Here is a 22617-nt window from a genome sequence, read left to right as displayed (position 1 = left end):
CCTCTCCCGCTTGCGGGAGAGGTCGGCGCGTCCGGGCGATGCGAAGCATCGTCCCGCGCGCCGGGTGAGGGCTCTCTCTCCTTGGGGAGTCTCTCTGTGGAGACACCCCCGTCCCCCGCACGTCGTGGATGCAACGCACTCATCTTGAACAGGACCACCCCATGAAGCGCTCCTGGATGGACCGCATCATCGACACGATCGAATGGATCGCGGCCGGCTTCGTCGGCATCGTCGCGCTCGACATCTTCCTGTCGGTGCTGCTGCGCAACACACTGAATTATTCGATCCCCGATTCCTTCGACATCGGCCGCATGCTGCTCGGCATCCTCATCTTCTGGGGCATCGCCGCGACCTCCTATCGCGGCACCCACATCACGGTCGACCTCGTCTGGGGCAATGTCGGACCGCGCCATCAACGCTGGATCGACGTGTTCGCAACCCTGGTGCTGCTGTTCGTCGTGACGGTGCAGACCTGGACGCTGTTCGACAAGGTGCGCGGCACCTACAACGACAATGTCCTGACCTTCGACATGCACATGCCGACATGGCCGTTCTTCGCGATCGCCTGGGTCGGTGACGTCTGCGCCGTGCTGCTGATCGCGATCCGCACCTACCGCCTGATCTTCCACCCCGAAGACATGCACGATCCCAAATTGAAGGCGACGGAGTAATCATGAGCACCGATGCCGTCGCCGTAATCGGCTTCGTCTCCCTGTTTGTCCTGATGCTGCTGCGCGTGCCCGTCGGCATGGCGATGGGCCTCGTCGGCGTCTCCGGCTTCGCCTATCTCGTCAACGGGACGGCGGCCCTGAAGCTGGTCGGTCAGACCTCGATGCGTACGGTGACCGACTACACCTTCGGCGTCATCCCGATGTTCCTGCTGATGGGCTCGTTCGTCAGCAACTCCGGCATGAGCCGCGAGCTTTTCCGCGCCGCCAACGGGTTCGTCGGACATTTGCGCGGCGGTCTCGGCATCGCCACCGTCGGCGCCTGCGGCGGCTTTGCCGCGATCTGCGGCTCTTCGGTTGCGACCGCCGCGACCTTCTCCGCCGTCGCTTACCCGGAGATGCGCCGCTTCGGCTATCCGCAATCGTTTGCCACCGGCGTGATCGCGGCCGGCGGCACGCTCGGCGCGATGCTGCCGCCCTCCACCGTGCTCGCGGTCTACGGCATCATCACCGAGCAGGACATCGGAAAGCTCTTCATCGCCGGCATCATCCCGGGCCTGCTGGCGATGAGCATGTACATGATCACGATCTTCCTGATCGGTTATTTCCGCCCCGACTTCCTGCCCAAGGGCAAGGTAACGCCGTGGCGCGAGCGCTTTGCCGGCCTGAAGGAGATCTGGGCGCCGGTGCTGCTGTTCGTGTTCGTAATCGGCGGCCTCTACGGCCTGCCCTATCTGCCGCGCTTCACCCCGACGGAAGCCGGCGGCGTGGGGGCGGCTGGCGCGTTCATCATCGGCGTCGTCACGGGTCGGCTTGACCGCGAGAAGATTTTGGCCTCGCTGCTCCAGGCCACGCGCACCGCCGCGGCGGTGTTCACCGTGCTGATCGGCGCGCTGATCTTCGGCTACTTCCTCACGGTGACGCAGACGCCGCAGAAAGTGACCGAATTCCTCACCGGCCTCGGTCTCGGCAGCTACGGCGTGCTGGCGCTGATCATGGTGATGTATCTCGTGCTCGGCTGCCTGATGGATGCCATGGCGATGATCATCCTCACGGTGCCGATCATCTTCCCCGTCATCACGCATCTCGGCTTCGACCCGATCTGGTTCGGCGTCATCATCGTCATGACCGTCGAGCTCGGCCTGATCCACCCGCCGGTCGGGATGAACGTCTTCGTCATCAAGAGCGTGGTGAAGGACGTCTCCTTCTCCACGATCTTCAAGGGCGTGATTCCGTTCGTGGTCACGGACCTGATCCGCCTCGTGATCCTGATCGCCTTCCCGCTGCTGGCGACCTGGCTGCCGACGCGGATGATGGCGCATTGACAGGGTGAAGCATGACCACACCGACGCTCGAGACGAAGTACGTCTTCACCATCACCGCGCGCATCGGCGACGTCGTCACCGCAGGCCAGACCGGCATCGGTGTCCGCCGCATCATCCCGATCATCGGCGGTGAGGTCACGGGCGCGATATCAGGCAAGGTGCTGCCGTTCGGCGCCGACTTCCAGACCATCCGACCCAACGAGCTGATCGACCTGGAGGCGAAATACGCCTTCGAGACCGACGATGGCGCCATTGTCTATGTCGAGAACAAGGGCATGCGTTTCGGACCGGTCGAGCTGCTGCAGAAGCTCAAGCGCGGCGAGCCGGTCGATCCCAAGCTGATCTATTTCCGCACCGTGCCGAAATTCGAGACCGGGCACGAAAAGTATCGCTGGCTGATGGAGCACATCTTCGTGGGCTCAGCCGCACGCCACGCCGATCGCGTCGTGATCGACGTGCATCAGGTGATGTAGCGCCGTCGTCCCTGCCTAGTGCGCAATTGAGCACGTGGCGCAGGGACCCATACCGCGCGATCTATCGGTTGCGGGCGGTCGAAGTACGGAACGACGGTCTTCGCCAAGCTCCTCCCCGGGGTTATGGGTCCCTTCGCAGGGACGACATCGAATTTGGGGAAGGATTTTACCCCCTGACCGGCGTTCCGGAACTCCAGAACTCAGCCCCACCTTGACTCCCCCGAAATTCGTTATACAACATAACTATTCTGACAAGGACGCAAATGACACAGGGAAACGCCGAGACCGCTGACGCGGGTGCCTCCGGGCTATTGAGGATCGAGCGGGCGGACCGGGTTCTGACCGTGGGTCTGAACCGGCCGGCCAAGCGCAATGCGCTCAACGACGGCATCATCCTGGAAATCGGCGAGTGTTTTGCCTCCCTGCCTGAGGATATCGGCGCGGTCGTCATCCACGGCATCGGCGATCATTTCTCCAGCGGTCTCGATCTCTCAGAGTTGACCGAGCATGACGCGACCGGCGGCCTGCTCCATTCCCAGATGTGGCACCGGGTGTTCGACCGCATCCAGTACAGCCGCGTCCCCGTGATCGCAGCCCTGAAGGGCGCCGTGATCGGCGGCGGGCTGGAGCTTGCCTGCTCGGCGCATATCCGCGTCGCCGAGCCCTCGACCTATTTCGCACTGCCGGAAGGACAGCGCGGCATCTTCGTCGGCGGCGGCGGCTCGGTGCGGCTGCCGCGATTGATCGGCGTCGCCCGGATGATGGACATGATGCTGACGGGTCGCGTCTACAGCGCCACCGAAGGCGCCTCCTACGGCTTCGCGCAATATGTCACGGAGGCCGGCAACGGGCTCGGGAAGGCGATGGAGCTTGCGACCAAGGTGGCCTCCAACGCGCCGCTGACGAACTTCGCAGTGCTCCAGGCGCTGCCGATGATCGCGGAGGCCAATCCGCAGACCGGCCTGCTGATGGAATCGCTGATGGCGACCGTCGCGCAGAGCGACAAAGAGGCAAAGCGCAGGATCCGCGAATTCCTCGAACACAAGACCGCAAAGGTAAAGCCCAAGTCATGAGCGCGCAGCCGTCCTCTTCCAGCATGGAGCGCGGCGCGAGCACTTTCCCGCTGCGGCCCATTTCATTCGGCGACCCCGTGGTCGACATCGAACGCCGCGACGACGGCACGATCTACCTCAGGCCGAAGCAGCCGCTCGGCGATTATCCGGTTCGCCTCACCGACCGCCTGCATCACTGGGCCAGCACCACGCCGGACCGTGTCTTCATGGCCGAGCGCGAAGGCGGCCGCGGCTGGCGCAAGATCACTTACGCCGAGCTGCTCGTCGCGAGCCGTCACATTGCGTCCGGCCTGATTGCGCGCGGCCTGTCGGCAGAGCGGCCGGTCGTCATCCTCTCCGGCAATTCGATCGATCACGCATTGCTGGCGTTCGGCGCGTTCTATGCCGGCATTCCGTTCTGCCCGGTGTCGCCGGCCTATTCGCTGGTGTCGAAGGACTACGGCAAGCTTTCTTACCTGATGAAGCTGCTGACGCCCGGCCTCGTCTTCGCCGAGGATGCCGACAAGTTCGCCGATGCGCTCGTCGCCAACGTCTCGCTTGGCACCGAGATCGCCGCGTCCTACGGACAGGTGCCGGGCCGCGACGTCACCACGCTCGCCGACCTCATGGCAACGCCGATCCGCAGCGATCTCGACGAGGTCCACGGCAAGATCGGTCCCGACACGATCGCGAAATTCCTGCTGACCTCGGGCTCGACCGGCAACCCCAAGGCCGTCATCAACACCCAGCGCATGATCTGCGCCAACCAGGTCATGCTGCGCGAGACGCTCGCCTTCCTGAAAGACGAGCCGCCCGTCATCATCGACTGGCTGCCCTGGAATCACACCTTTGGCGGCAACCACAATATCGGGCTGACGCTCTACAATGGCGGCTCGATGTATCTGGACGCCGGCAAGCCGATGCCCGGCGGCATCGAGGAGACCGTGCGCAATCTCCAGGAGATCTCGCCGACGGTCTATTTCAACGTGCCCAAGGGCTATGAATCGCTGCTGCCCTATTTGCGCGACGACCAGGGCCTGCGCGCAAAGTTCTTCGACCGGCTGCACGCGATGTTCTTCTCGGGCGCGGCGCTGTCGCCCTTCATCTGGGACAGCCTCGACGAGCTCGCGGTGAAGGAAAAAGGTTATCGGGTTCCGATGCTGACCGGGCTCGGTGCGACCGAGACCGCGCCGTTCTTCATGTCGGTCAATCCGCGCACCAGCCGCTCCGGCCATGTCGGTCTGCCTGTTTCGGGCAACGACGCAAAACTGGTGCCGAACAACGGCAAGCTGGAAGTGCGCGCCAAGGGGCCGAACGTCATGCCCGGCTACTGGCGCCAGCCCGACATCAGCGCGAAATCCTTCGACGAGGAAGGATTTTACAAGTTGGGTGATGCGCTCAAGCCCGCCGATCCCGACGATCTCAACGCAGGCTTCGATTTCGACGGCCGCGTCGGCGAAGACTTCAAGCTCGCCAGCGGCACCTGGGTCAGCGTCGGCCCGCTGCGCGCGCGCCTCACGGCGGCCTGCGCCCCGCTGGTGCGCGACGTTGTCATTGCCGGCATCAACCGCGACGAGGTCTCGGCGCTGGTCGTGCTCGACCTCGACGGCTGCCGGCTGATCAACCCGACGCTGCCGACCGACGATCTCGTCGTCGCGACACGCGACCGGCTGGTGCGCGAGGCGTTTCGCGAGCGCCTGACCCATTTCCTCAGCCAGGCCACGGGTTCCTCGACCCGGATCACGCGCGCGATCCTGATGGACGCGCCGCTCTCGATCGACAAGGGCGAGGTCACCGACAAGGGCTCGATCAACCAGCGCGCCGTGCTCGAGCATCGCGCCGAATTGATCGAGGAGCTCTATGCTGCCAATCCGTCGGACCGTGTGATATCGGTCGGCTAACCCGGACCTAAGCTACAGGAGAACGCCATGTTGTTGAAAGATCAGGCAGCCATCGTCACCGGCGGCGCATCGGGACTGGGCGCTGCAACCGCGCGAAAACTCGCGGCGCAGGGCGCCAAGGTCGCGGTGTGCGATCTCAATGCCAAGCTCGCGGAAACCGTCGCCGCCGAGATCAAGGGTGTGGCCATCACCTGCGACGTCTCCGATGCCGCTTCCGCTGAAGCTGCGATCGCGCAGGCGACCAAGGCTCTTGGCGCGCCGCGCGTGCTGGTCAATTGCGCCGGCATCGGCGTTGCCAAGCGCGTCGTCGGCCGCGACGGCCCGATGGCGCTCGCCGATTTCGACAAGGTGATCAAGGTCAATCTGATCGGCACCTTCAACATGCTGCGCCTGGCCGCGACCGAGATGTCCAAGCTGGAGCCGCAGGCGACCGGCGAGCGCGGCGTCATCATCAACACGGCCTCCGTTGCCGCTTATGACGGTCAGATCGGACAATCGGCCTATTCGGCTTCCAAGGGCGGCATCGTCGGCATGACGCTGCCGATCGCGCGCGAACTGGCGCAGTTCGGCGTCCGCGTGCTGACCATCGCGCCCGGCCTGTTCCTGACGCCTCTGCTCGCCAACCTGCCGCAGGAAGCCCAGGACTCGCTCGCCGCCGCGATCCCCTTCCCGCGCCGGCTCGGCCATGCCGACGAGTTCGCCGCGCTCGCCCTGCACATGGTCGAGAACTCCTACCTGAACGGCGAAGTGGTGCGCCTCGACGGCTCGCTGCGCATGGCACCGAAATAAGGCGCGCGACACATGTTCGTGAACCGGCGCGACGTACAGATCCAGTGGGGTGATTGCGACCCCGCCAACATCGTCTACTACCCGCGCTATTTCGCGATGTTCGACGATTCGACCTCGACCCTGTTCGAGGTCGCCGGCTTCTCCAAGCAGGATCTGGTCCGCAAATACGGCCTGGTGGGCATCCCCATGGTCGACACGCGGTCCAAGTTCTACATCCCCTCGACCTATGGCGACTGGATCACCATCGAAACGAAGATCGAGAGCATCAGGCGCTCGAGCTTCGAGGTGAAGCACAACGTCTACAAGGGTGACGCGCTGGCCATCGAGGGTTTCGAGACCCGCGTCCTCGTCGGTCGCGATCCCGTTAACCCCGACAAGCTGAAATCGGCACCGTTCCCGGCGGAAATGCTAGCCAAATTCACGGGGAGTTAAGTCCGGAGCTAAATCGCCGCATCACCAAAAGAGGGGGCTGAATTACCCCCCGATTTCTGCTTTCAAAGAAACACGTAAAGGGAGGAATAGATGAAACGCTTTTACCTGACCGCCGCCATCGCGGCGGCGACGCTTGCCCTGCCGGCGCTGCCCGCGCTGGCCCAGACCAGCGAAATCACCATCGGCATCACCACCACCACGACCGGCCCCGGCGCCGCGCTCGGCATTCCCGAGCGCAACGCGCTGGAATTCGTGCCGAAGGAAATCGGCGGCGTGCCGCTGAAAGTGATCGTGCTCGACGACGGCGGCGATCCCACCACCGCAACCACCAACGCCCGCCGCTTCGTGACCGAATCCAAGGCCGACATCATCATGGGCTCGGCGCTGACGCCGCCGACGATCGCGGTCTCCAACGTCGCCAACGAAGCCGGCATTCCGCATTTCGGCCTGGCGCCCTTCCCGATCACGCCCGAGCGCATGAAGTGGTCGGTGGCGATGCCGCAGCCGATCCCGATCGTGGGCAAGGTGCTGTACGAGCACATGAAGAGCAAGGGCGTGAAGACGCTCGGCTATATCGGCTATTCCGACTCCTATGGCGACCTCTGGTTCAACGACCTTAAAGCCCAGGCCGTGCCGATGGGCATGACCATCGTCGACGAGGAGCGCTTCGCCCGTCCCGATACCTCGGTGACCGGACAGGTGCTGAAGCTGGTTGCCGCCAATCCCGACGCGATCCTGGTCGGCGCGTCCGGCACCGCAGCCGCGCTGCCGCAGACCGAGCTGCGCGAGCGCGGCTATCAGGGCCTGATCTACCAGACCCATGGCGCAGCCAGCATGGACTTCATCCGCATCGCCGGCAAAGCGGCCGAAGGCGTGCTGATGGCGTCGGGTCCGGTGATGGACCCCGAGGACCAGCCGGACGAAGCCGCCACCAAGAAGCCGGGTCTCGCGCTCAACGCCGCGTATGAGGCAAAGTACGGCCCGAACAGCCGCAGCCAGTTCGCTGGCCATTCCTACGACGCCTTTGAGATCCTCAAGCGCATCATCCCGACCGCGCTGAAGACCGCAAAACCCGGTACGCCGGAATTCCGCGAAGCGATCCGCCAGGCCTTGCTGACGGAGAAGGAACTGGCGGCAAGCCAGGGCGTCTACAACTTCACCGAAAAGGACCGCTACGGCCTCGACGAGCGCTCGCGCATCCTGCTGACGGTGAAGAACGGCAAGTACTCGCTGGTGAAATAGACGCAGCGAGAGCTGAGAGACGACGAGAGCCGGCCCGATGGGCCGGCTCTTTTGTTTTTGCGAGATTGGTCGCGAACTGCGTCCCCGATGTTGCTACGCCCCCTCTCCCGCTTGCGGGAGAGGGTTGGGGAGAGGGTGCCGCCGCATAGGGATTGTGGCTTACGGAGCAATCCCCCAGCGGAGAGAGCCCCCACCCGGCGCTTCGCGCCGACCTCCCCCGCAAGCGGGAGAGGTTACAGCGAGTGCGCCGACAGTGCGTGCCTCACGCCGCTTGCCGCAGCGGGGTCCAGGCGAACTCCGGATAGTAATTGTCCATCATGCGATCGACATAGGCGGTAAGGTTCGGAAAGCCCTCGGCGCGCTCGCGCAGGGCCGATTCGAAGAACGGCGAGAGAATGCCGGCGAGCATACCGAAGGCGGTGGCATCGACGCCGCAGGGCTTGTTGCCCATCAGATAGGATTTGTCGCCGAGCTGCACCGAGAGCGCGAACAGCGAGCGCACGGCGAGCTCGACATCGTCATCGGGCCCATGGCGGCCGAGGCCTGAGAGCAGATAGTTCTCGGCGACGCGGAATTGCGCGTCCTCGCGCAGCTTCTCGCGGTTGTGCTCCGGCGCGCCGTCGAAGAAATGCGCAGGCCCCTTGGCGAAATTGACCGGATCGACCCAGCGCGCGCCGACCAGCCCCCAGTAGATGTGGTGCTCGATCATCCGTTCGAACGCCCAGGCCTGCGCGCGGTCGGTCAGCGACAGCCCGGCATCGAAATCGAAGCCGTATCGACGCTCGATATGGGCGCGGATAAAGGTGGAATCGGCCACCGCCTCGCCGCCGTCGTCGATGAAGGGCAGCTGCCCCTTCGGCGAGGCCGGCGGCATCGCCCGCTCCTTCCGGTAGGGCAGTCCCGCCATCTTGAGCTGCACTTCCGTCTTGGTGACGAAGGGGCTGATTTCCGGCAGGCCGAAGCCGGTGCCAAATCCGTAGAGCGTGATCATGAAAGCTTCTCCTGAACCACCGAAAAAGTTGACGGAACCTAGTGCCGGGCTGCTGCCACCATGGTGGCAGCAGCCGTGATATCTTCTGCGAAACGGGCCCCCCGCCAGGCACGGCCCATCACGTGGCGGACCAGCGCGTCCGCGGCCTGGATCAGCGGGCGTGCCACCACGCTTGCGAGGGCAAACCGGAGGTCGACGGCCATGAGATCGAGCGAAACGAGGCGGCCGAACGCCGATGCGGACCACGCCTGTGCCCGCAACATCGGAATAGCCGGGCCGAAATGGGTCGGAATGATCATGGACAAATCCTCTTCAGTCGATGTGTTGTCCCGGTATAGAACCCCCCTGCTGCCAACATCCTGTCAGCAGCCGCGCGCCGCCTTCTGAAAAGATCACCGACAAGGGACCCGCATGAGACGCGCCGACCGGCTGTTTCAAATCATCCAGGTGCTGAGGCGCACGCGTAAGCCGCTGACGGCGGACGCCATCGCGGCCGAGCTCGAGACCTCGAAGCGCACGATCTATCGCGACATCGCGACGCTGATCGGCCAGCGCGTGCCGATCCGCGGTGAAGCCGGTATGGGCTACATCCTGGAAAAGGGTTTTGACCTTCCGCCCTTGATGCTGACACCCGACGAGATCGAGGCGGCTGTGCTGGGCGCACAATGGGTCGCCGGCCATGCCGATTCGGCACTGGCGCGCGCGGCCGAAGATCTGATGGCCAAGATCGCCGACACCGTGCCTGAGCGCCTGCGTCCCTTCGTGCTGGAGCCGGCGAGCCGGGCACGGCCGAGCTGGAACAGGGAGCCGGACCGCCTGGACATGGTACGCACGCGCACCCAGATCCACGAAGGCAAGAAAATCATGCTGCGCTATCGCGACGAGCAGGGCCGCGCCAGCGAGCGCATGATCTGGCCGATCTCGGTCGGCTATCTCGAAGCCGTGCGCCTGCTGGCAGCCTGGTGCGAGCTACGCGGCGACTTCCGCAGCTTCCGCACCGACCGCGTGGTCGACGCCAACTATCTCGACGAGAGATATCCGGAGCGGCGCGACGTGCTGCGCGCGAGATGGCGGCAGAGCCTGGTCTGGGGCCCGCCCAAAGACACCTGACAAGGACATGTGAGGACGATGGAAGAGAACTCCCCCGTCGATCTGTCGAGCTTTTGCCAGAGTTGCGGCGCCTGCTGCGGCTATTCGGCCAACTGGCCGCGCTTCTCGGTCGAGAGCGACGAAGAGCTTGCCGCGATTCCGGAGGCGCTGGTCAACGACCGCCAATCCGGCATGCGTTGCGAGGGCGACCGCTGTTCGGCCCTGCAGGGGGATATTGGAAAAGCGACCGCATGCGGCATCTATGCGGTGCGGCCGGAGGTGTGCCGCACCTGCATGCCGGGCGATGCCGAATGCGCGATGGCGCGGCGGAAGTTCGGGCTTCCGGCTATCGAAGCAAGTTAGGCCGGAACGGCTTCACCGATTTCGTCGTCGATCTCGTCATCCGGTGGTGCGAGCACCGAGAGCGGCTTGGTCGACAGTGTGATCGGCTTGCGCCCACCCGACAGCGACGGCGAGGATTTCGCCGTGCCTTCGCGCGACAGCGCGTAGAGCGTCGAGCCGACGCGGCCGCCGTTCTCGATCAGGTCGCGCTCGTTGCAGCTCCCGGCGATCGCGACCGCCAGCGAATGCAGATGGCTGCGGCGATAGCAGAACAGCGCCAGCCTGGCGCGCGCGTCAGGGGAAACACTCTCAACCAGCCTCGGCAGGCCACTCTCGCTGGCGCGATACATCTCGCCAAGGAGCTCGTCGCGAACCGGGCAGAAATCGCTTTCAAAAGTGTCGCGGCTTGAAAACATTGCAGTTCTCCCTCGTGTGCGGAAGATGCAGCGCAATTCTCTAATGAAAGGTTAACCACGCTGCCCGGTAGTCACCCGGGGTGCTTGCGCGTGGGCCGCGAATCGGAGGCGAGCTTTGCTCATTGCCGTCATTCCGGGGCTCGCGAAGCGAGAACCCGGAATCTCGAGATTCTCAGGAGCGCAATTGCGCTCCGCAGTTCGGTCCTGCGGACCGCCCCGGAATGACGGGCTGGGCCGCAGTCAGTTCGCCGCCATGAAGATGGAGAGGCCGAAGCCGGTGAGATGATGCAGCGCCTGGTCGACGCCGATCAGGGTCCAGAACCAGGGATGCGCGAGGTCGACGCCGAAATTCGCCGAGACCAGTCCCTTGGCGCGGTCGATCGTGATGTGGATCACGAAGTCGATAAAGGCCACGAACCAGAATTTCGGCGCGACGATCAGGATCAACGGCAGCGCAACCGCAAGGTGAATCAGGCAATGCACCAGAAGCGGCAGGGCCCAGCCGTGCTTCTGGTCCTTGCCGTGCGCCATCCAGGCGGTCTGTAGAACGAAATCGGCGATGATGTGCTTGAAGGTGAGCAGCAGCATCCAGCCAATGAGCGCTTCGACCGGAACCGCCGATGACATGGGTGGAAACGACAAAGCCGACGCCCTCATTGAGGTGACAAGAAAAATTGGAGCGTTCAGCGCAACTTCTTCTTGGACCGGTCAAATCGCCGGGACGTCCGATTTATGACATCTCCCGCGGCGGAATGCAGCCGGGGGGAACCGGAAAATCGCCAAGTGTGGCTAACTGGTGATAGGATGACCTTTCGCCGCGGCCGCGTCGAGTAGGGTTACCCTCGGCTCGAAATTTGCTTTCCGGTCCCGGCGCGCTATCATTGCCGGCACAGAATATCGTTCTTTTTTCAGACGTTTAGGAATTGCAGGGCGCCCGCCGCGATCACGTCCGCGAGCCGTCCGTCACCGGAGAATAAGGCCAGAGGGCTGCCATGAGTACTGAAGGCCCCACCACATCCCCGATCGAGCCGCCGCCGCGGCGCCCGAAGGTGATCAAGACCAATCAGCAACAGGTCTTCCTCTACGTCGTGCTGACCCTGCTGCTGTCGCTCGCCACCGTCTGGGGCGGCCGCGCCATGCTGCACAATTCGGAGACGCTGATCTTTGCCGTCGGCGCTCCCAACAGCGACGAGGCGCTGTTCGCGGCAAAGCTCGCCACCCTGCTGAAGACCAACGCCTCGCGCTTCCGGATCAAGATCGTCAACAATGCCGACAGCGCCAAGGCGCTCGCGCAGTTCGACCGCAAGCAGGCCGATCTCGCCGTGCTGCGCACCGACGCCAAAGTGCCGCTACGGGCGCGCACGCTCGCGATCCTCGAGCACGATCTCGTGCTTCTGCTCGGCCCCGGCACCAAGAAGATCAAGTCGATCGCCGAGCTGAAGAAAAAGAAGGTCGCCGTTCTCGCCGAGAACGAATCCTCCCTTGCCTTCGTCCGCGGCATCCTCGACATCCCCGACGGTCCGGACGCCGCGAAGATCCAGATGGCGCCGCAGGGCACGACGCTCGACAAGCTATTTGCGCCATCAAACGGTTTTGGCGCGGTGATCGCCATCGTTCATGCCTCCAGGGCGGTGCGCGACAAGGCCTATGAGCAGGTCGCCAAGCGCGGCGGCTTCACGCTCAACGCGATCGACGAGGCCAAGGCGCTGGCGCGCAAGCTCCCGGGCATTTCCAGCGAGACGCTGACGGCGGGCACGCTGTCGACCTCGCCGCAAATTCCCGACGACGATCTCGACACGGTCGGGCTCGAATGGCTGCTGGTCACGCAATCCAGGATGTCGCCATCCACGGCGGGCGAGCTGGCGCGCACCATCTACGAGAACAAATCCGTGCTCGGGCTCGACAACGGCTTTGCCAGCAGAATTGAGCCGGCCTCGACCGAGAAGGACGCCTTCGTGATGGCGCACCAGGGGGCGGCCGACTACATCAACGACGACACCAAGTCGTTCATGGATAAGTACAGCGACTTGATGTATCTGGGCGCCGCCGCGCTCAGCGTCATCGGCTCGATCTTCGCGGCGATTTACGCCAAGATCACCCGCATCGCGCCGGAGAAGGCCAGCGAGCTCTCCACCGCCATCCTCGACATCGGTGAGCGGATCGAGCACGCCCACTCTCTGGATCAGCTCGAATGTCTCCAGGACGAGCTGGAGGGCATTTTACGCGGGGCAGTCATCGGGCTCAGAGACGGCACGATCAGCACCGACGGGCTCGACACCTTCAAGCTCGGCTACGAATTCGTCCGCGACGAGATCGGCATGCGCCGCGACTATCTGAAACGCCATGCCGGCGAGACCGAGAAGACGGTGCAGGGCGGCGGCCCTGCCCAGCACGACGACAGCAATGTCGTGGTGGTGAAGACCGCTCAGAGCGCCTGACGGCCGCGCCGGTTGGCGCTGCCACCATTCTCTTGTCCCGCACAGGCCGCAATGCCGAAGGCGTTGCGGCGCCGGGCCGGGACCCAGGAACCGCAGCTTGCGCTGCGGGATGGGCTCCGGCCCTGCAGCGCATCACTCCGTGCTGCGCTGCGTCCGGGGCACAAGAGGGAGATCGAGACGACCGCCGCCTGGAACCCAGCCCATCTGCAACCGTTGGTTCGCGACTACAACCGGAGACCGCAGCATGCGTGCACTCCTCATCATCCTCCTTCTGGGAATGCTGGCGGGGGCCGGCTACTTCGCCTATTCCGCAATGGCGGTCGAAGGTGAGCCGATCCCGACGGAAGGCTATGTGGCGCTGGCACTGGGCGCGGGGTTTTCCGTCATTGTCGGCGTCGGGCTGATGGTGCTGCTGTTCTTCAGCAGCCGCCGCGGTTACGACGAGCCACCCCATTTCAGGTAAGGTACCACGCCAGCGACGGCGGCACGGACCGGCAGGCGCAGCAGCGCCGTTCACGCAGCCTGCCCGTCGTTGACGACCCCCGCCCGGGCGGGCACTTTGACACCGGCGTCCCCGCCGGGACCCGAAGACTTGTCTCAAGATCGAGCCGCCTTTCCGCATGTCCAAGCCGCTGATTTCCGCTCTGGCCCAGTTCGCGGCCGCCACGGCCGGCCGCAACATGACCAAGGCGGCCTATGTGGCTGTGACCGTCGGCGTGCTCAGCATGGTGTTGCTGTCGGACAAGGGCGCCCAGGAGGCGCACGGCTGGATCAACGCCCTGCTCTGGACCTGCCTCGCCTATTTCGTGTTCGAATGGCTGGTGCGGCTGCGCCACATGACGCAGCAGGGGCGGCTCTCGCTGTACATGTCCTCCTCCGCCGGACTGGTCGATGCGATCGGGGCGCTGGCGGTGCCGGTCGCGCTTCTCCTCGGCGCCGAGCCGAAGACGGCCTGGCTGCTCAGCGTGCTCTGGGTGCTGAAGGTGGTGCCGGGCATCCCCGGCCTGCGGCAGCTTCGCCGCGTGCTGGTGCTGGAATCGGGCCCGCTGCTCAGCGTGCTCGTGATCTTCCTGATGGTGGTCTTCCTCGCCTCCGTCGCCGAATATTTCCTGGAGCGGGACGTGCAGCCGCAGACTTTTGGCAGCGTCCCCGCCGCGCTGTGGTGGGCCGTCGTCACACTCACGACCACCGGCTATGGCGACGTCGTCCCGGTCACGCCGCTCGGCCGCATCGTGGCGGCCGCGGTGATGATCTCCGGCCTCGGCGTGTTCGGCCTCTGGACCGGTATTTTGGCGACCGGATTTGCCGCCGAGACGCGGCGCGACAATTTCCTCAAGACCTGGGAATCCGTCAGCAAGGTGCCATTCTTCGCGGCGCTCGGCCCCGCTGCGATTGCCGACGTCACCCACATGCTGCGGACCATGGAGCTGCCGGCGCGCACCATGATCATTCGCAAGGGCGCGCAGGGCGATTGCATGTATTTCATCGCCGCGGGCGAGGTCGAGGTCGAGCTGCCCGGCAAGAAGGTGCAGCTCGGCGAAGGCGCCTTCTTCGGCGAGATGGCGCTGCTCGGCAACAACATGCGCGGGGCCAATGTCTCGACCACGAAAGTGTCGCGGCTTCTGGTGCTCGACCTCGTCGACTTCCGCGTGCTGATGGCACGGCATCCCGATCTCGCCGAGACCATCGACGCCGAGGCGAAACGGCGCGCGCTCGAAAACAGATAAAGGAGACAAGAATGTCGGACATCACCGACGCAGCCACCGGCCCCGTGCTCGACCGCGACGGCGCACGCGCCACCATCCGCCTCAACCGGCCCAAGCATCTCAACCGGCTCCAAGCGGAAGACCTCGACGAGCTCGTCAGACTGTTCGATCTGATCGAGGCCGACCCAGCCATCCGCGTGCTGGTGCTGACCGGCACCGGACGCGCCTTCTCGGCCGGGTATGATCTCAATTCGGTCGCCGAGCGCGCCGTCAGCGCCAACGAGCAGCAGAGCGCGGGCTCTGCGTTCGAGGTAGTCGTCAACCGGCTGGAGGATTTGGGCGTGCCGACGATCTGCCGGCTCAACGGCGGCGTTTATGGCGGCTCGACCGACCTTGCGCTCGCCTGCGATTTCCGGATCGGTGTCGACACCGCCGAGATGTTCATGCCGGCGGCGCGCCTCGGGCTGCATTATTACAGGAACGGCATCAAACGCTACGTCACCCGGCTCGGCGTCGACAATGCGAAGAAACTGTTCCTGACGGCACAGAAGATCAGCGCGCCCGAGATGCTGCGCATCGGCTATCTCACCGCGATGGTACCGGTGGAATTCCTCGACGAGGAGGTCGACAAGCTCGCCAACATCCTCGCCGGCAATGCCCCGCAGGCGATGCGCGGCATGAAGCGCGCGATCAACGAATTCGCCCGCGGCGAGCTCGATGACCGCGCCGCCGACCAGCGCCACCGCGACAGCATGCGCGGCGACGAGATCAAGGAAGGCATCAAGGCGTTCGCGGAGAAGCGGCCGCCGAAATTCTGATCACGCCCGCTTCGACCGCATCGCGCGCACCTGCGTGAGCTTGGGATCGCGGACGAGCGCCTGGTAGCGTTTGCTGTCGATGGCATAGATCGCGATCCGGCCCTCATTGTCAGCATGAACGCCCCAGCCGAAGCGCTTGCCCAGGCTCGATGCCCTCATGCACGCCTGCCCCCGGGAGAAGAATGCTTCACGGGCCGCTTGTTTCTCCGCTTTCGTCGCCTTCGCATCGAGCTCGCGCCCCGGCGCAGACGTCGCGAAGATAACGTCGTCGGAGGTGTGCTTGTAGGGTGTCTTGGCGATCATCCCGTATTGCAGGCACGCCACCGTCGGCTTTCCCGCGCGCAGCGGCGGCTCCTCGCCAGTCCGCGCGGGACAATCTTCAGCAACCCGGATGAAGGTGTTGAAGCAGTTGGTCGTGTGCATCGGCTTTGTCATCTGCACCCCTGTATCATTCAACCACCGGCAGCGGCGGCATGCAGCGCCGCCATCTCATCGTCCGCCGCATTGATGCGCTGGAACGCCGGCCGCGTCCTCATGCGTTCGGCATAGCGGACGAAAACGTCCTTCTTCGGTACGATGCCGAACATCATGGTCCAGCTGAACGCCACGCCCCACAACACGTCGGCAGCCGTCATCCGCTCGCCGAGCAGATACGGTCCCTTCGACAGCTGCGCTTCGAGCGCGCCGAGCATGGTGTCGTAGTCGGCATAGGGCGACTGCGTGATCGGCGCCGGCTCGCGCTGCATGAACTTGTCGATCAGCGCCGGCTCGAAGGATGAGCCGTAATAGGCGATCCAGCGCAGATAAGGACCGCGCAGCGGATCGTTCAGCGCGGGCGTCAGACCTGCCTGCGGGAAGAGATCGGCGAGATGGATGGTGATCGCGACCTGCTCGGTCACCAGGGCATCGCCATGGCGGATCGCCGGGACCTTGCCGAGCGGATTGATGGCGAGATAGGCGGGCTGGCGCTGCTCGCCGGCCTTCATGTTGAGGACATGCAGATCGTAGGGCGCACCTAGCTCCTCCAGCAGCACCCGCGTGCCGGTGGCGCGGCTTTGCGGCGAGTAATACAGCGTGATGCGGTTCGGATCGGTCATGGCAGGTCTCCATCGGGCCAGCGGGCGGTGGCGCAGCTTGTAGCGGGCCATACCTGACATCCTGTGTCAGGTATGGTTTAAGCAATCATGCGCGCGAGCCGAATGTTGTCGATCCTCACCACCCTTCAGGCCAGGGGGCAAGTCACCGCGCCCGAACTCGCGGAGGCCTGCGAGGTCTCGGTCCGCACGATCTATCGCGACATTGACGCGCTCGCGGCATCAGGCGTTCCCGTTTACGCCGACCGTGGCGCGGAGGGCGGCTATCGGCTGCTTGACGGCTATCGCGTGCGGCTGAACGGCCTGTCGCAGAGCGAGGCCGAGACGCTGTTTCTGGCAGGCTTGCCGGGCCCGGCGGCGGCGCTCGGGCTGGATGCGGCAATGATCGCCGCCCAGAACAAGCTGATGGCGGCGCTGCCAGTCCATCTGCGCCAGGATGCCAACCGGATGCAGGAACGCTTTCATATGGACGCGCCGGGCTGGTTCGGCGAGGCCGAAGAGCCGAAGCATCTGCGCGCGATTGCCGGCGCGGTGCTGCGCGGGACACTGATCAAGATCCGCTACCAGAGCTGGCGCGCGGAGAAGCAGCGTCGGCTCGCGCCGCTCGGCCTCGTGCTGAAGGGCGGGAGCTGGTATTTCGCCGGCCAGGTCGACGCCAGCGTGCGCACCTATCGCGTCGCGCGCGTGCTTGACTGCACGGCGCTCGACGACGGCTTCGATCGTCCCGCCGATTTCGATCTCGCCGCCTATTGGCAGGCCGCGACGCTGCGTCTCGAGGCCGAGATGCATCCCAATGTCGCGATCGTCCGGTTGTCGCCGTTCGGCGTCAAGCTGCTCGATGCGCTGAGCCAGCCGTACATCAAGGCGCGCACGCAGCTCGAGGAGACCGTTGATGCGGACGGCTGGCGCATTGCGCGCGTGCCTGTTGGCAAGACGTCCTGGCACGCCGCGGCCGAATTGTTGCGGCTCGGTCCCGAGGCCGAGGTGCTGGAGCCCGCCGACCTCCGCGACAAGATGGCGGAGCTGACGCAGGCGATGGCCGCGCGCTATCGCGCGGCGCGGAAAACATGAGGCCGGCATATTTCGCCGCAGCCCACGAAACATTCCTGAAACACGATTCTCCTCCTCCCGGGTGAACGCATTCGCGTCTCGGCCCGACCGAGATGCAGGGACACAACAACGGCCTTAGCGCCACACTGGAGAATGAAGATGTTTCGTAAGCTTGCTCTCGGTCTGATCGCCGCCGGTTCGCTCGGCGTTGCCGCTCTCGCGCCCACCGCCGCCTCGGCCGGCGGTTTCCATTACCATCACGGTCATCATCACTGGGGTCCGGGCTGGGGCTTCGGCGGCGTCTACGTCAACACCGGCGTCAGCAACTGCTACCAGGAGCGCCTCGTTCAGACCCGCCATGGCATGCGCGTCCGCGTCGTGAATGTCTGCGCGTACGGGATCTACTGATATCTCGCCTTCCAAACAAAGCTCCGGTCGCGCTGCGGCCGGAGTTTTGCGTTTGGTTAACGGCTCCTCAGATTCCGGCGAAACCAGGCCCAGGTTTCGCGCGTCGTCTGGATGTAGCCGCGGCCGCGATAAACGATCTCGCCGTCGACGATCTCGTTCAGCTTCGGCAGCGCGTGAAACGGGATCGAGGGATAGGCGTGGTGCTCGACATGGTAGGGCATGTTCCACGCAAACCATTTGACCACCGCAGCGGTATAGGTGGTGCGGGTGTTCTGAAAAGCGCTGCGAGTGCGCTCGCAGCCGGTATGCTCGGCATAGAGATAGGGCCGCAGGAACAACTGTCCGATGACGAGCGGGACGAGCCAGACCCAGAGCAACAGCGCTGACGAGAACCACAGCGAGAGCGCGAGCAGCAGGACATAGACCGCGACATAGGCACGCGCCTCTCTCACGATGACGGCGCGCTTGTTTTCGGGGATCCAGGGCACGGTGACCTTTCCGGTGACCGCATGGCCGAGCATCAGCCGAAGACGCCCCGCGACCTGGAGCAGGCCGCTATAGGCGATCGCGAGCTGCGTGTCGGAGGCCGGCTTCACGCCGACGATCAGCTCGGGATCCTTGTCCGGATCCTGGGTGTAGCGGTGATGGTCCCAGTGAAACAGGCAGTAATATTCGTAAGGCAACCCGATGAGGAAGGCCGAGAGATAACCGACGACGAGGTTGAGGCTGCGGCTCCTGAACGCCGTCTTGTGCGCGGTCTCGTGCACCGCCATGAACAGGAAGGCGACGACATAGCCCTGCACCGCCATCAGCGGCAGCGCCCAGAGCACGCCCCACGTCGAAGAGACCTTCCAGATCAGCGCGCCCACCAGCACGATCACGCCATAGTGGCCAAGGCTCTGCGCCGCGCCTCTGAGATCGGAGCGGGCCGACAATTCGCGCAGCAGGGCCGGCGTCAACGGCTTCAAGCGATGGCCGGACTCGGAAACGGCTGTGTCGGTCATGATCGGTTGCCTGCCTGCTTGCCGAGTAGGTCCGCGATTTCGGCCTTGATGAAAGCCTGGTCGCGCGGATTGCCGACGGGGTTGCCGGCGCGATGGCCATGTAGCGACGGGATCGGATGCAGCACCGCGGATTTCGCGTTGACCAGCCGGCCGAGCTCGTCCTCGTTGTCGCGGACGTCGAAATAACGGTCGGTCGCGCCCGGCATCAGCAGCATGTGCGCCTTGATCGCCGCCAGCGCGCGATTGAGATCGCCACCGAACGCCTCGCAGCGGCTGATGTCACCCCGCTGCCAGATGCCGATCTGCGCCAAGAGATCATTGGCGTCGCGCCGGGCAAACGTCGCGTCCCAGACGCGGACGAGATAATCCTCCAGCGAGGTGAAGCCGGCCTCGCGCCAGAGCTCGTCGCGATAGAAGCCGTGCGACATCGCCCAGCCGGCATAGACGCGCCCCATGGCGCGATAGCCGGCAACGGGCTTGTCTGCGAAGCGGCCGTCGCGGAAGGCGGGATCGGCGGTCAACGCGGCCTTCACGCTCTCCAGGAAGACATGGTTATAGGGCGCGCAGCGGGCACTGCCGCAGACTACGGCTGCACGCTCGACCATATCAGGGTGCAGCGCCGCCCAGTGATAGGCCTGCATGCCACCCATCGACCAGCCATAGACGAGGGCCAGCTTTGAAATGCGGAAACGCTCGGTGAGGAGCCGATGCTGGACCGCAATCGCATCGTGATAGGTCACCTCGGGAAACGGCGCTGCGGTATTCGACGGCGAGGACGACAGGCCGTTGCCGAACAGGTTCGGGATGACGATGAAGTAGTGCGTGGGGTCGAGCACGCCGTCCGGGCCGATCAGCCACTCGGTGTCGAAATGCTGCGCGCTGAACGAGGTCGGATAGAGGATGACGTTGTCCTTTGCAGCGCTCAGCGTGCCGTAGGTCTTGTAGGCGAGCTTCAGCGAAGGGAAAACGGTCCCGGACTGGAGGACAACGTCGCCAGCCTCGAAGATCTCGTAGTGCGCCGTCATGAGCCGAACTCCGCTTACGCGGCTGCAGAGCGCCGCGGCTTCCTCGATGCATCGATCATGCCCGGCCTGCAGCTGCGTCATTGCAGCAGATTTATAACTGTACGTATAGTACAGTTATTCGAGACCGGCAAGATAAATCAGATCCGCTCGCCGGCTCAGCCGATGGCCGCGATGTAGCGCTCCACCGACGCCGCGAAGGCCGCCTTGGCGCCGCTAGCGATGTTGCGGCCCCACCAGGCGCCATAGATGCGATCGAAGGCGAGCGGCTCGACGGCAGCCGCGATCCGCCGCACCCCGGTGGCATTGAGCGGCATGTAGTTGGGGTAGGAATACATGAAGCTGACGAAGCGGCGGTCCATCGTCACCTGGGCGATATCGCCGGTGAGCAGCGCGCCCCTGCCGTCCGCACCGCGCGCCGAGTGCAGCATGGTGGCGCCGGCGAAATGACCGCCGGTGCGCAGCAGCAGCACATCGTCTGAGATGCGGTGGCTTTCGCCGGTCCAGTGCACGATCGAGGGATGCGGCCGCGTGACGAAAGCGCGATCGTCGGCATGCAGATAGACCGGCACGCCGCCAAAGGTATCGCTCCAGTCTGCGACCGCGCCGTAGTAATGCGGATGCGAGATCGCGATCGCCTTCAGCCCGCCGAGTGCGGCGACGTACTGGATGGCTTCATCGGTCGCGAGCGGAATGCAATCCCACATCACGCAGCCGTCGCTCTGAGGCACCAGCAGCGCGCGCTGTCCGATCGCGAAGCTCGGCTCCAGGCCGATCCCGGTGAGACCAAGATCGTCGCGTCCCACCAGTCGGTGCCCCCGCGCGAGTTCCTCGCGCGTGAGAAAGGTCTGCCCTTTCCAGTTCACGAACTGCCGCTCGTCCTCGCAGATCACGCAGGAGGTCGGCGGATTTCCGCCGTTCGGGAATTGCGCGCCGCAGGTTTCGCAGGTCCAGAGAGGCATGACCAGAGCTCCGTGGGAAGATCGCAGGATGACATTGCGACCGCGCTTTCGGCAAGATCGATGAGCGCAAGGAGAGGACTGGAACCAACGCGGCGAGCGCCCGTTACGTTCAGGTCCACGCCGGAAGGATGGTCAAGAGGATCGCGACACACGAAGAGCATGTTTAGGTATCGATGACATCGCGGCCTCCCTCCTCGCCCCGTATCTGGCCTCTGTTTGCGCTCAACTTCTTCATGGCCGACATGCAGTCGGGCATTGGGCCGTTCGTCGGGGTCTTCCTCCAGGAGCGCGGCTGGGCGACCGGGTTGATCGGCACCGCGATGACGATCGGCAATGTCGCGGGCATGCTGGTCACGACGCCGATCGGCGGCTTCATCGATTCCAGCCGCAATAAACGGCTATGGGTCGTCATTCCCGGCATCTGCGTCGTTCTCGCCTCCGCCATCATCCTGATCTCGCAAAACTTCTGGGCGGTGACGTTCTCGCAAGTGGCGCAATCGCTGGCGAGTGCCGCCATCGTGCCGGCGGTAACAGGCATCACGCTCGGCATCGCCAAGCAGAAGGGGTTCAACGCGCTTAACGGCCGCAATCAGGCCTTCAACCACGCCGGCAACATGGTCGGCGCGGCATTGTCCGGCTATCTCGGCTACAGGTTCGGCTATGTCGCCGTGTTCGTGCTGGCGGCCGTGTTCGGCGCCATCGCGATCGCCTGCGTGATGATGATCTCTGCCAAAGCGATCGACGACCGTGCCGCACGTGGCAGCAAGGAGGACGACTCCAAGGCTCCGCCGGATGCGATGACGATGCTGCTCAAGCACAAGGCGCTGCTCGTGCTGGCACTCGCGCTCGCGGTCTTCCACCTCGGCAATGCCGCCATTGTACCGCTCTACGGGCTTGCGGCCGTGGCCGAGGGGCAGGCCAACGGCCCGAGCTTCGTCGCAACCACCGTCGTGATCGCACAAGGCGTCATGATCGTGACCTCGCTGATCGCGATGAAGGCCGCGAGCAAGCGCAACTATTGGCCGGTGATCCTGGTGTCCTTCATGTTCCTGCCGATCCGCGGCGTGCTGGCCTTCTTCGTGACGGGATGGTGGGGCGTCATACCGATGCAGGTGCTCGACGGTATCGGCACCGGCCTGCAGACGGTCGCCGTTCCCGGCATGGTCGCGCGAGCGCTGAACGGCAGCGGCCGCATCAATCTCGGCCAGGGCGCCGTGATTACGGTGCAGGGCATCGGCGCCAGCCTCAGTCCCGCGCTCGGCGGCTGGATCGCGCAATGGATCGGCTATGGGCCGACCTTCCTGCTGCTCGGCGGCTTCGGGCTCGCATCGATGGTGCTGTGGTTCGCGTTCGGGTCGACGGTGAAGAAGTATTGAGCTTCATCGCCGTGGCCGA

General features: G+C 64.6%; 26 protein-coding genes. 17 read left to right on the top strand and 9 right to left on the bottom strand.

Features of this window, described 5'->3' with window-relative positions; translation table 11 throughout:
- Nucleotides 1-161 precede the first annotated feature (161 nt).
- The 8 genes from RAD04_RS21160 to RAD04_RS21125 all read left to right on the top strand — a co-directional run bounded on the left by RAD04_RS21160 (nucleotide 162) and on the right by RAD04_RS21125 (nucleotide 7882).
- The gene (locus RAD04_RS21160) at nucleotides 162-671 is read left to right on the top strand and encodes a TRAP transporter small permease (protein ID WP_018321429.1); all 510 of its coding nucleotides are present in this window, start codon (nucleotides 162-164) and stop codon (nucleotides 669-671) included.
- A gap of 2 nt (nucleotides 672-673) precedes the next feature.
- Nucleotides 674-1993, top strand: a complete 1320-nt coding sequence (locus tag RAD04_RS21155; RefSeq protein ID WP_461625289.1) for a TRAP transporter large permease — start codon at nucleotides 674-676, stop codon at nucleotides 1991-1993.
- Nucleotides 1994-2004: 11 nt separating this feature from the next.
- The gene (locus RAD04_RS21150) at nucleotides 2005-2466 is read left to right on the top strand and encodes a DUF3237 domain-containing protein (RefSeq protein WP_461625288.1); all 462 of its coding nucleotides are present in this window, start codon (nucleotides 2005-2007) and stop codon (nucleotides 2464-2466) included.
- Nucleotides 2467-2729: 263 nt separating this feature from the next.
- Nucleotides 2730-3539, top strand: coding sequence for a crotonase/enoyl-CoA hydratase family protein (locus tag RAD04_RS21145; RefSeq protein ID WP_028142148.1), 810 nt, complete (start codon nucleotides 2730-2732; stop codon nucleotides 3537-3539).
- Complete coding sequence (locus RAD04_RS21140; protein WP_461625287.1) at nucleotides 3536-5419, top strand: feruloyl-CoA synthase; 1884 nt, start codon at nucleotides 3536-3538, stop codon at nucleotides 5417-5419. The genes RAD04_RS21145 and RAD04_RS21140 overlap by 4 nt, the downstream gene beginning before the upstream one ends.
- A gap of 27 nt (nucleotides 5420-5446) precedes the next feature.
- Nucleotides 5447-6208: an SDR family NAD(P)-dependent oxidoreductase gene (locus RAD04_RS21135; protein WP_028142150.1), complete on the top strand. Its 762-nt coding sequence runs from the start codon at nucleotides 5447-5449 to the stop codon at nucleotides 6206-6208.
- Between the two features lie 12 nt (nucleotides 6209-6220).
- A complete protein-coding gene (locus RAD04_RS21130) occupies nucleotides 6221-6640 on the top strand; it encodes an acyl-CoA thioesterase (protein WP_461625286.1) in 420 nt (139 codons plus the stop codon).
- Nucleotides 6641-6730: 90 nt separating this feature from the next.
- On the top strand, nucleotides 6731-7882 hold the full coding sequence (locus RAD04_RS21125; protein ID WP_461625285.1) for an ABC transporter substrate-binding protein: 1152 nt from the start codon (nucleotides 6731-6733) through the stop codon (nucleotides 7880-7882).
- Between the two features lie 262 nt (nucleotides 7883-8144).
- Here RAD04_RS21125 and RAD04_RS21120 read toward each other — a convergent pair whose 3' ends face one another.
- Nucleotides 8145-8873 carry a glutathione S-transferase family protein gene (locus RAD04_RS21120; protein WP_028142153.1) on the bottom strand — a complete coding sequence of 243 codons (729 nt, stop codon included), beginning with the start codon at nucleotides 8871-8873 and terminating at the stop codon, nucleotides 8145-8147.
- Between the two features lie 38 nt (nucleotides 8874-8911).
- Nucleotides 8912-9172: a hypothetical protein gene (locus tag RAD04_RS21115; protein WP_018321420.1), complete on the bottom strand. Its 261-nt coding sequence runs from the start codon at nucleotides 9170-9172 to the stop codon at nucleotides 8912-8914.
- A gap of 112 nt (nucleotides 9173-9284) precedes the next feature.
- Between RAD04_RS21115 and RAD04_RS21110 the strand changes: the two genes are divergently transcribed.
- Together RAD04_RS21110 and RAD04_RS21105 are read left to right on the top strand one after the other, a co-directional pair.
- Nucleotides 9285-9983: a helix-turn-helix transcriptional regulator gene (locus tag RAD04_RS21110; RefSeq protein ID WP_026202551.1), complete on the top strand. Its 699-nt coding sequence runs from the start codon at nucleotides 9285-9287 to the stop codon at nucleotides 9981-9983.
- Nucleotides 9984-10001: 18 nt separating this feature from the next.
- The gene (locus RAD04_RS21105; protein ID WP_461625284.1) at nucleotides 10002-10325 is read left to right on the top strand and encodes a YkgJ family cysteine cluster protein; all 324 of its coding nucleotides are present in this window, start codon (nucleotides 10002-10004) and stop codon (nucleotides 10323-10325) included.
- Here RAD04_RS21105 and RAD04_RS21100 read toward each other — a convergent pair.
- The gene (locus tag RAD04_RS21100) at nucleotides 10322-10720 is read right to left on the bottom strand and encodes a hypothetical protein (RefSeq protein WP_461625283.1); all 399 of its coding nucleotides are present in this window, start codon (nucleotides 10718-10720) and stop codon (nucleotides 10322-10324) included. The two genes, RAD04_RS21105 and RAD04_RS21100, sit on opposite strands and share 4 nt — an antisense overlap.
- Nucleotides 10721-10960: 240 nt before the next feature.
- Entirely contained in the window at nucleotides 10961-11308 is a 348-nt protein-coding gene (locus tag RAD04_RS21095; protein WP_049801962.1) for a DUF3307 domain-containing protein, read from the bottom strand.
- A 404-nt stretch (nucleotides 11309-11712) separates the two neighbouring features.
- Here RAD04_RS21095 and RAD04_RS21090 point away from each other — a divergent pair, with 404 nt between their 5' ends.
- The 4 genes from RAD04_RS21090 (at nucleotide 11713) to RAD04_RS21075 (ending at nucleotide 15682) form a co-directional block, all read left to right on the top strand.
- The gene (locus RAD04_RS21090) at nucleotides 11713-13158 is read left to right on the top strand and encodes a TAXI family TRAP transporter solute-binding subunit (RefSeq protein WP_461625282.1); all 1446 of its coding nucleotides are present in this window, start codon (nucleotides 11713-11715) and stop codon (nucleotides 13156-13158) included.
- A gap of 244 nt (nucleotides 13159-13402) precedes the next feature.
- Entirely contained in the window at nucleotides 13403-13621 is a 219-nt protein-coding gene (locus RAD04_RS21085; RefSeq protein ID WP_461615846.1) for a hypothetical protein, read from the top strand.
- Nucleotides 13622-13778: 157 nt separating this feature from the next.
- Nucleotides 13779-14885, top strand: a complete 1107-nt coding sequence (locus RAD04_RS21080; protein ID WP_461615847.1) for a cyclic nucleotide-gated ion channel — start codon at nucleotides 13779-13781, stop codon at nucleotides 14883-14885.
- An 11-nt stretch (nucleotides 14886-14896) separates the two neighbouring features.
- The gene (locus tag RAD04_RS21075; protein WP_461625281.1) at nucleotides 14897-15682 is read left to right on the top strand and encodes an enoyl-CoA hydratase/isomerase family protein; all 786 of its coding nucleotides are present in this window, start codon (nucleotides 14897-14899) and stop codon (nucleotides 15680-15682) included.
- Here the strand turns inward: RAD04_RS21075 and RAD04_RS21070 are convergent, their stop codons facing one another.
- Together RAD04_RS21070 and RAD04_RS21065 are read right to left on the bottom strand one after the other, a co-directional pair.
- The gene (locus RAD04_RS21070; RefSeq protein WP_461625280.1) at nucleotides 15683-16117 is read right to left on the bottom strand and encodes a DUF6157 family protein; all 435 of its coding nucleotides are present in this window, start codon (nucleotides 16115-16117) and stop codon (nucleotides 15683-15685) included.
- A gap of 17 nt (nucleotides 16118-16134) precedes the next feature.
- Nucleotides 16135-16779, bottom strand: a complete 645-nt coding sequence (locus tag RAD04_RS21065) for a glutathione S-transferase family protein (RefSeq protein ID WP_461625279.1) — start codon at nucleotides 16777-16779, stop codon at nucleotides 16135-16137.
- 87 nt (nucleotides 16780-16866) lie between these two features.
- Here RAD04_RS21065 and RAD04_RS21060 point away from each other — a divergent pair, with 87 nt between their 5' ends.
- Entirely contained in the window at nucleotides 16867-17847 is a 981-nt protein-coding gene (locus RAD04_RS21060; protein WP_461625278.1) for a helix-turn-helix transcriptional regulator, read from the top strand.
- Nucleotides 17848-17985: 138 nt separating this feature from the next.
- Entirely contained in the window at nucleotides 17986-18234 is a 249-nt protein-coding gene (locus RAD04_RS21055) for a hypothetical protein (RefSeq protein ID WP_461625277.1), read from the top strand.
- A 56-nt stretch (nucleotides 18235-18290) separates the two neighbouring features.
- Here the strand turns inward: RAD04_RS21055 and RAD04_RS21050 are convergent, their stop codons facing one another.
- From RAD04_RS21050 to RAD04_RS21040, 3 genes are all read right to left on the bottom strand, one after another.
- Nucleotides 18291-19238 carry a fatty acid desaturase gene (locus RAD04_RS21050; RefSeq protein ID WP_461625276.1) on the bottom strand — a complete coding sequence of 316 codons (948 nt, stop codon included), beginning with the start codon at nucleotides 19236-19238 and terminating at the stop codon, nucleotides 18291-18293.
- Entirely contained in the window at nucleotides 19235-20263 is a 1029-nt protein-coding gene (locus RAD04_RS21045) for an alpha/beta fold hydrolase (protein ID WP_461625275.1), read from the bottom strand. The genes RAD04_RS21050 and RAD04_RS21045 overlap by 4 nt, the downstream gene beginning before the upstream one ends.
- Before the next feature lie 155 nt (nucleotides 20264-20418).
- Complete coding sequence (locus tag RAD04_RS21040; protein WP_461625274.1) at nucleotides 20419-21222, bottom strand: MBL fold metallo-hydrolase; 804 nt, start codon at nucleotides 21220-21222, stop codon at nucleotides 20419-20421.
- A gap of 173 nt (nucleotides 21223-21395) precedes the next feature.
- Here RAD04_RS21040 and RAD04_RS21035 point away from each other — a divergent pair, with 173 nt between their 5' ends.
- Nucleotides 21396-22598, top strand: coding sequence for an MFS transporter (locus RAD04_RS21035; protein ID WP_461625273.1), 1203 nt, complete (start codon nucleotides 21396-21398; stop codon nucleotides 22596-22598).
- Nucleotides 22599-22617: the final 19 nt, after the last annotated feature.

This window comes from Bradyrhizobium sp. 25ACV (assembly GCF_054863005.1).
This window is presented reverse-complemented; position numbering and strand designations above follow the sequence as displayed.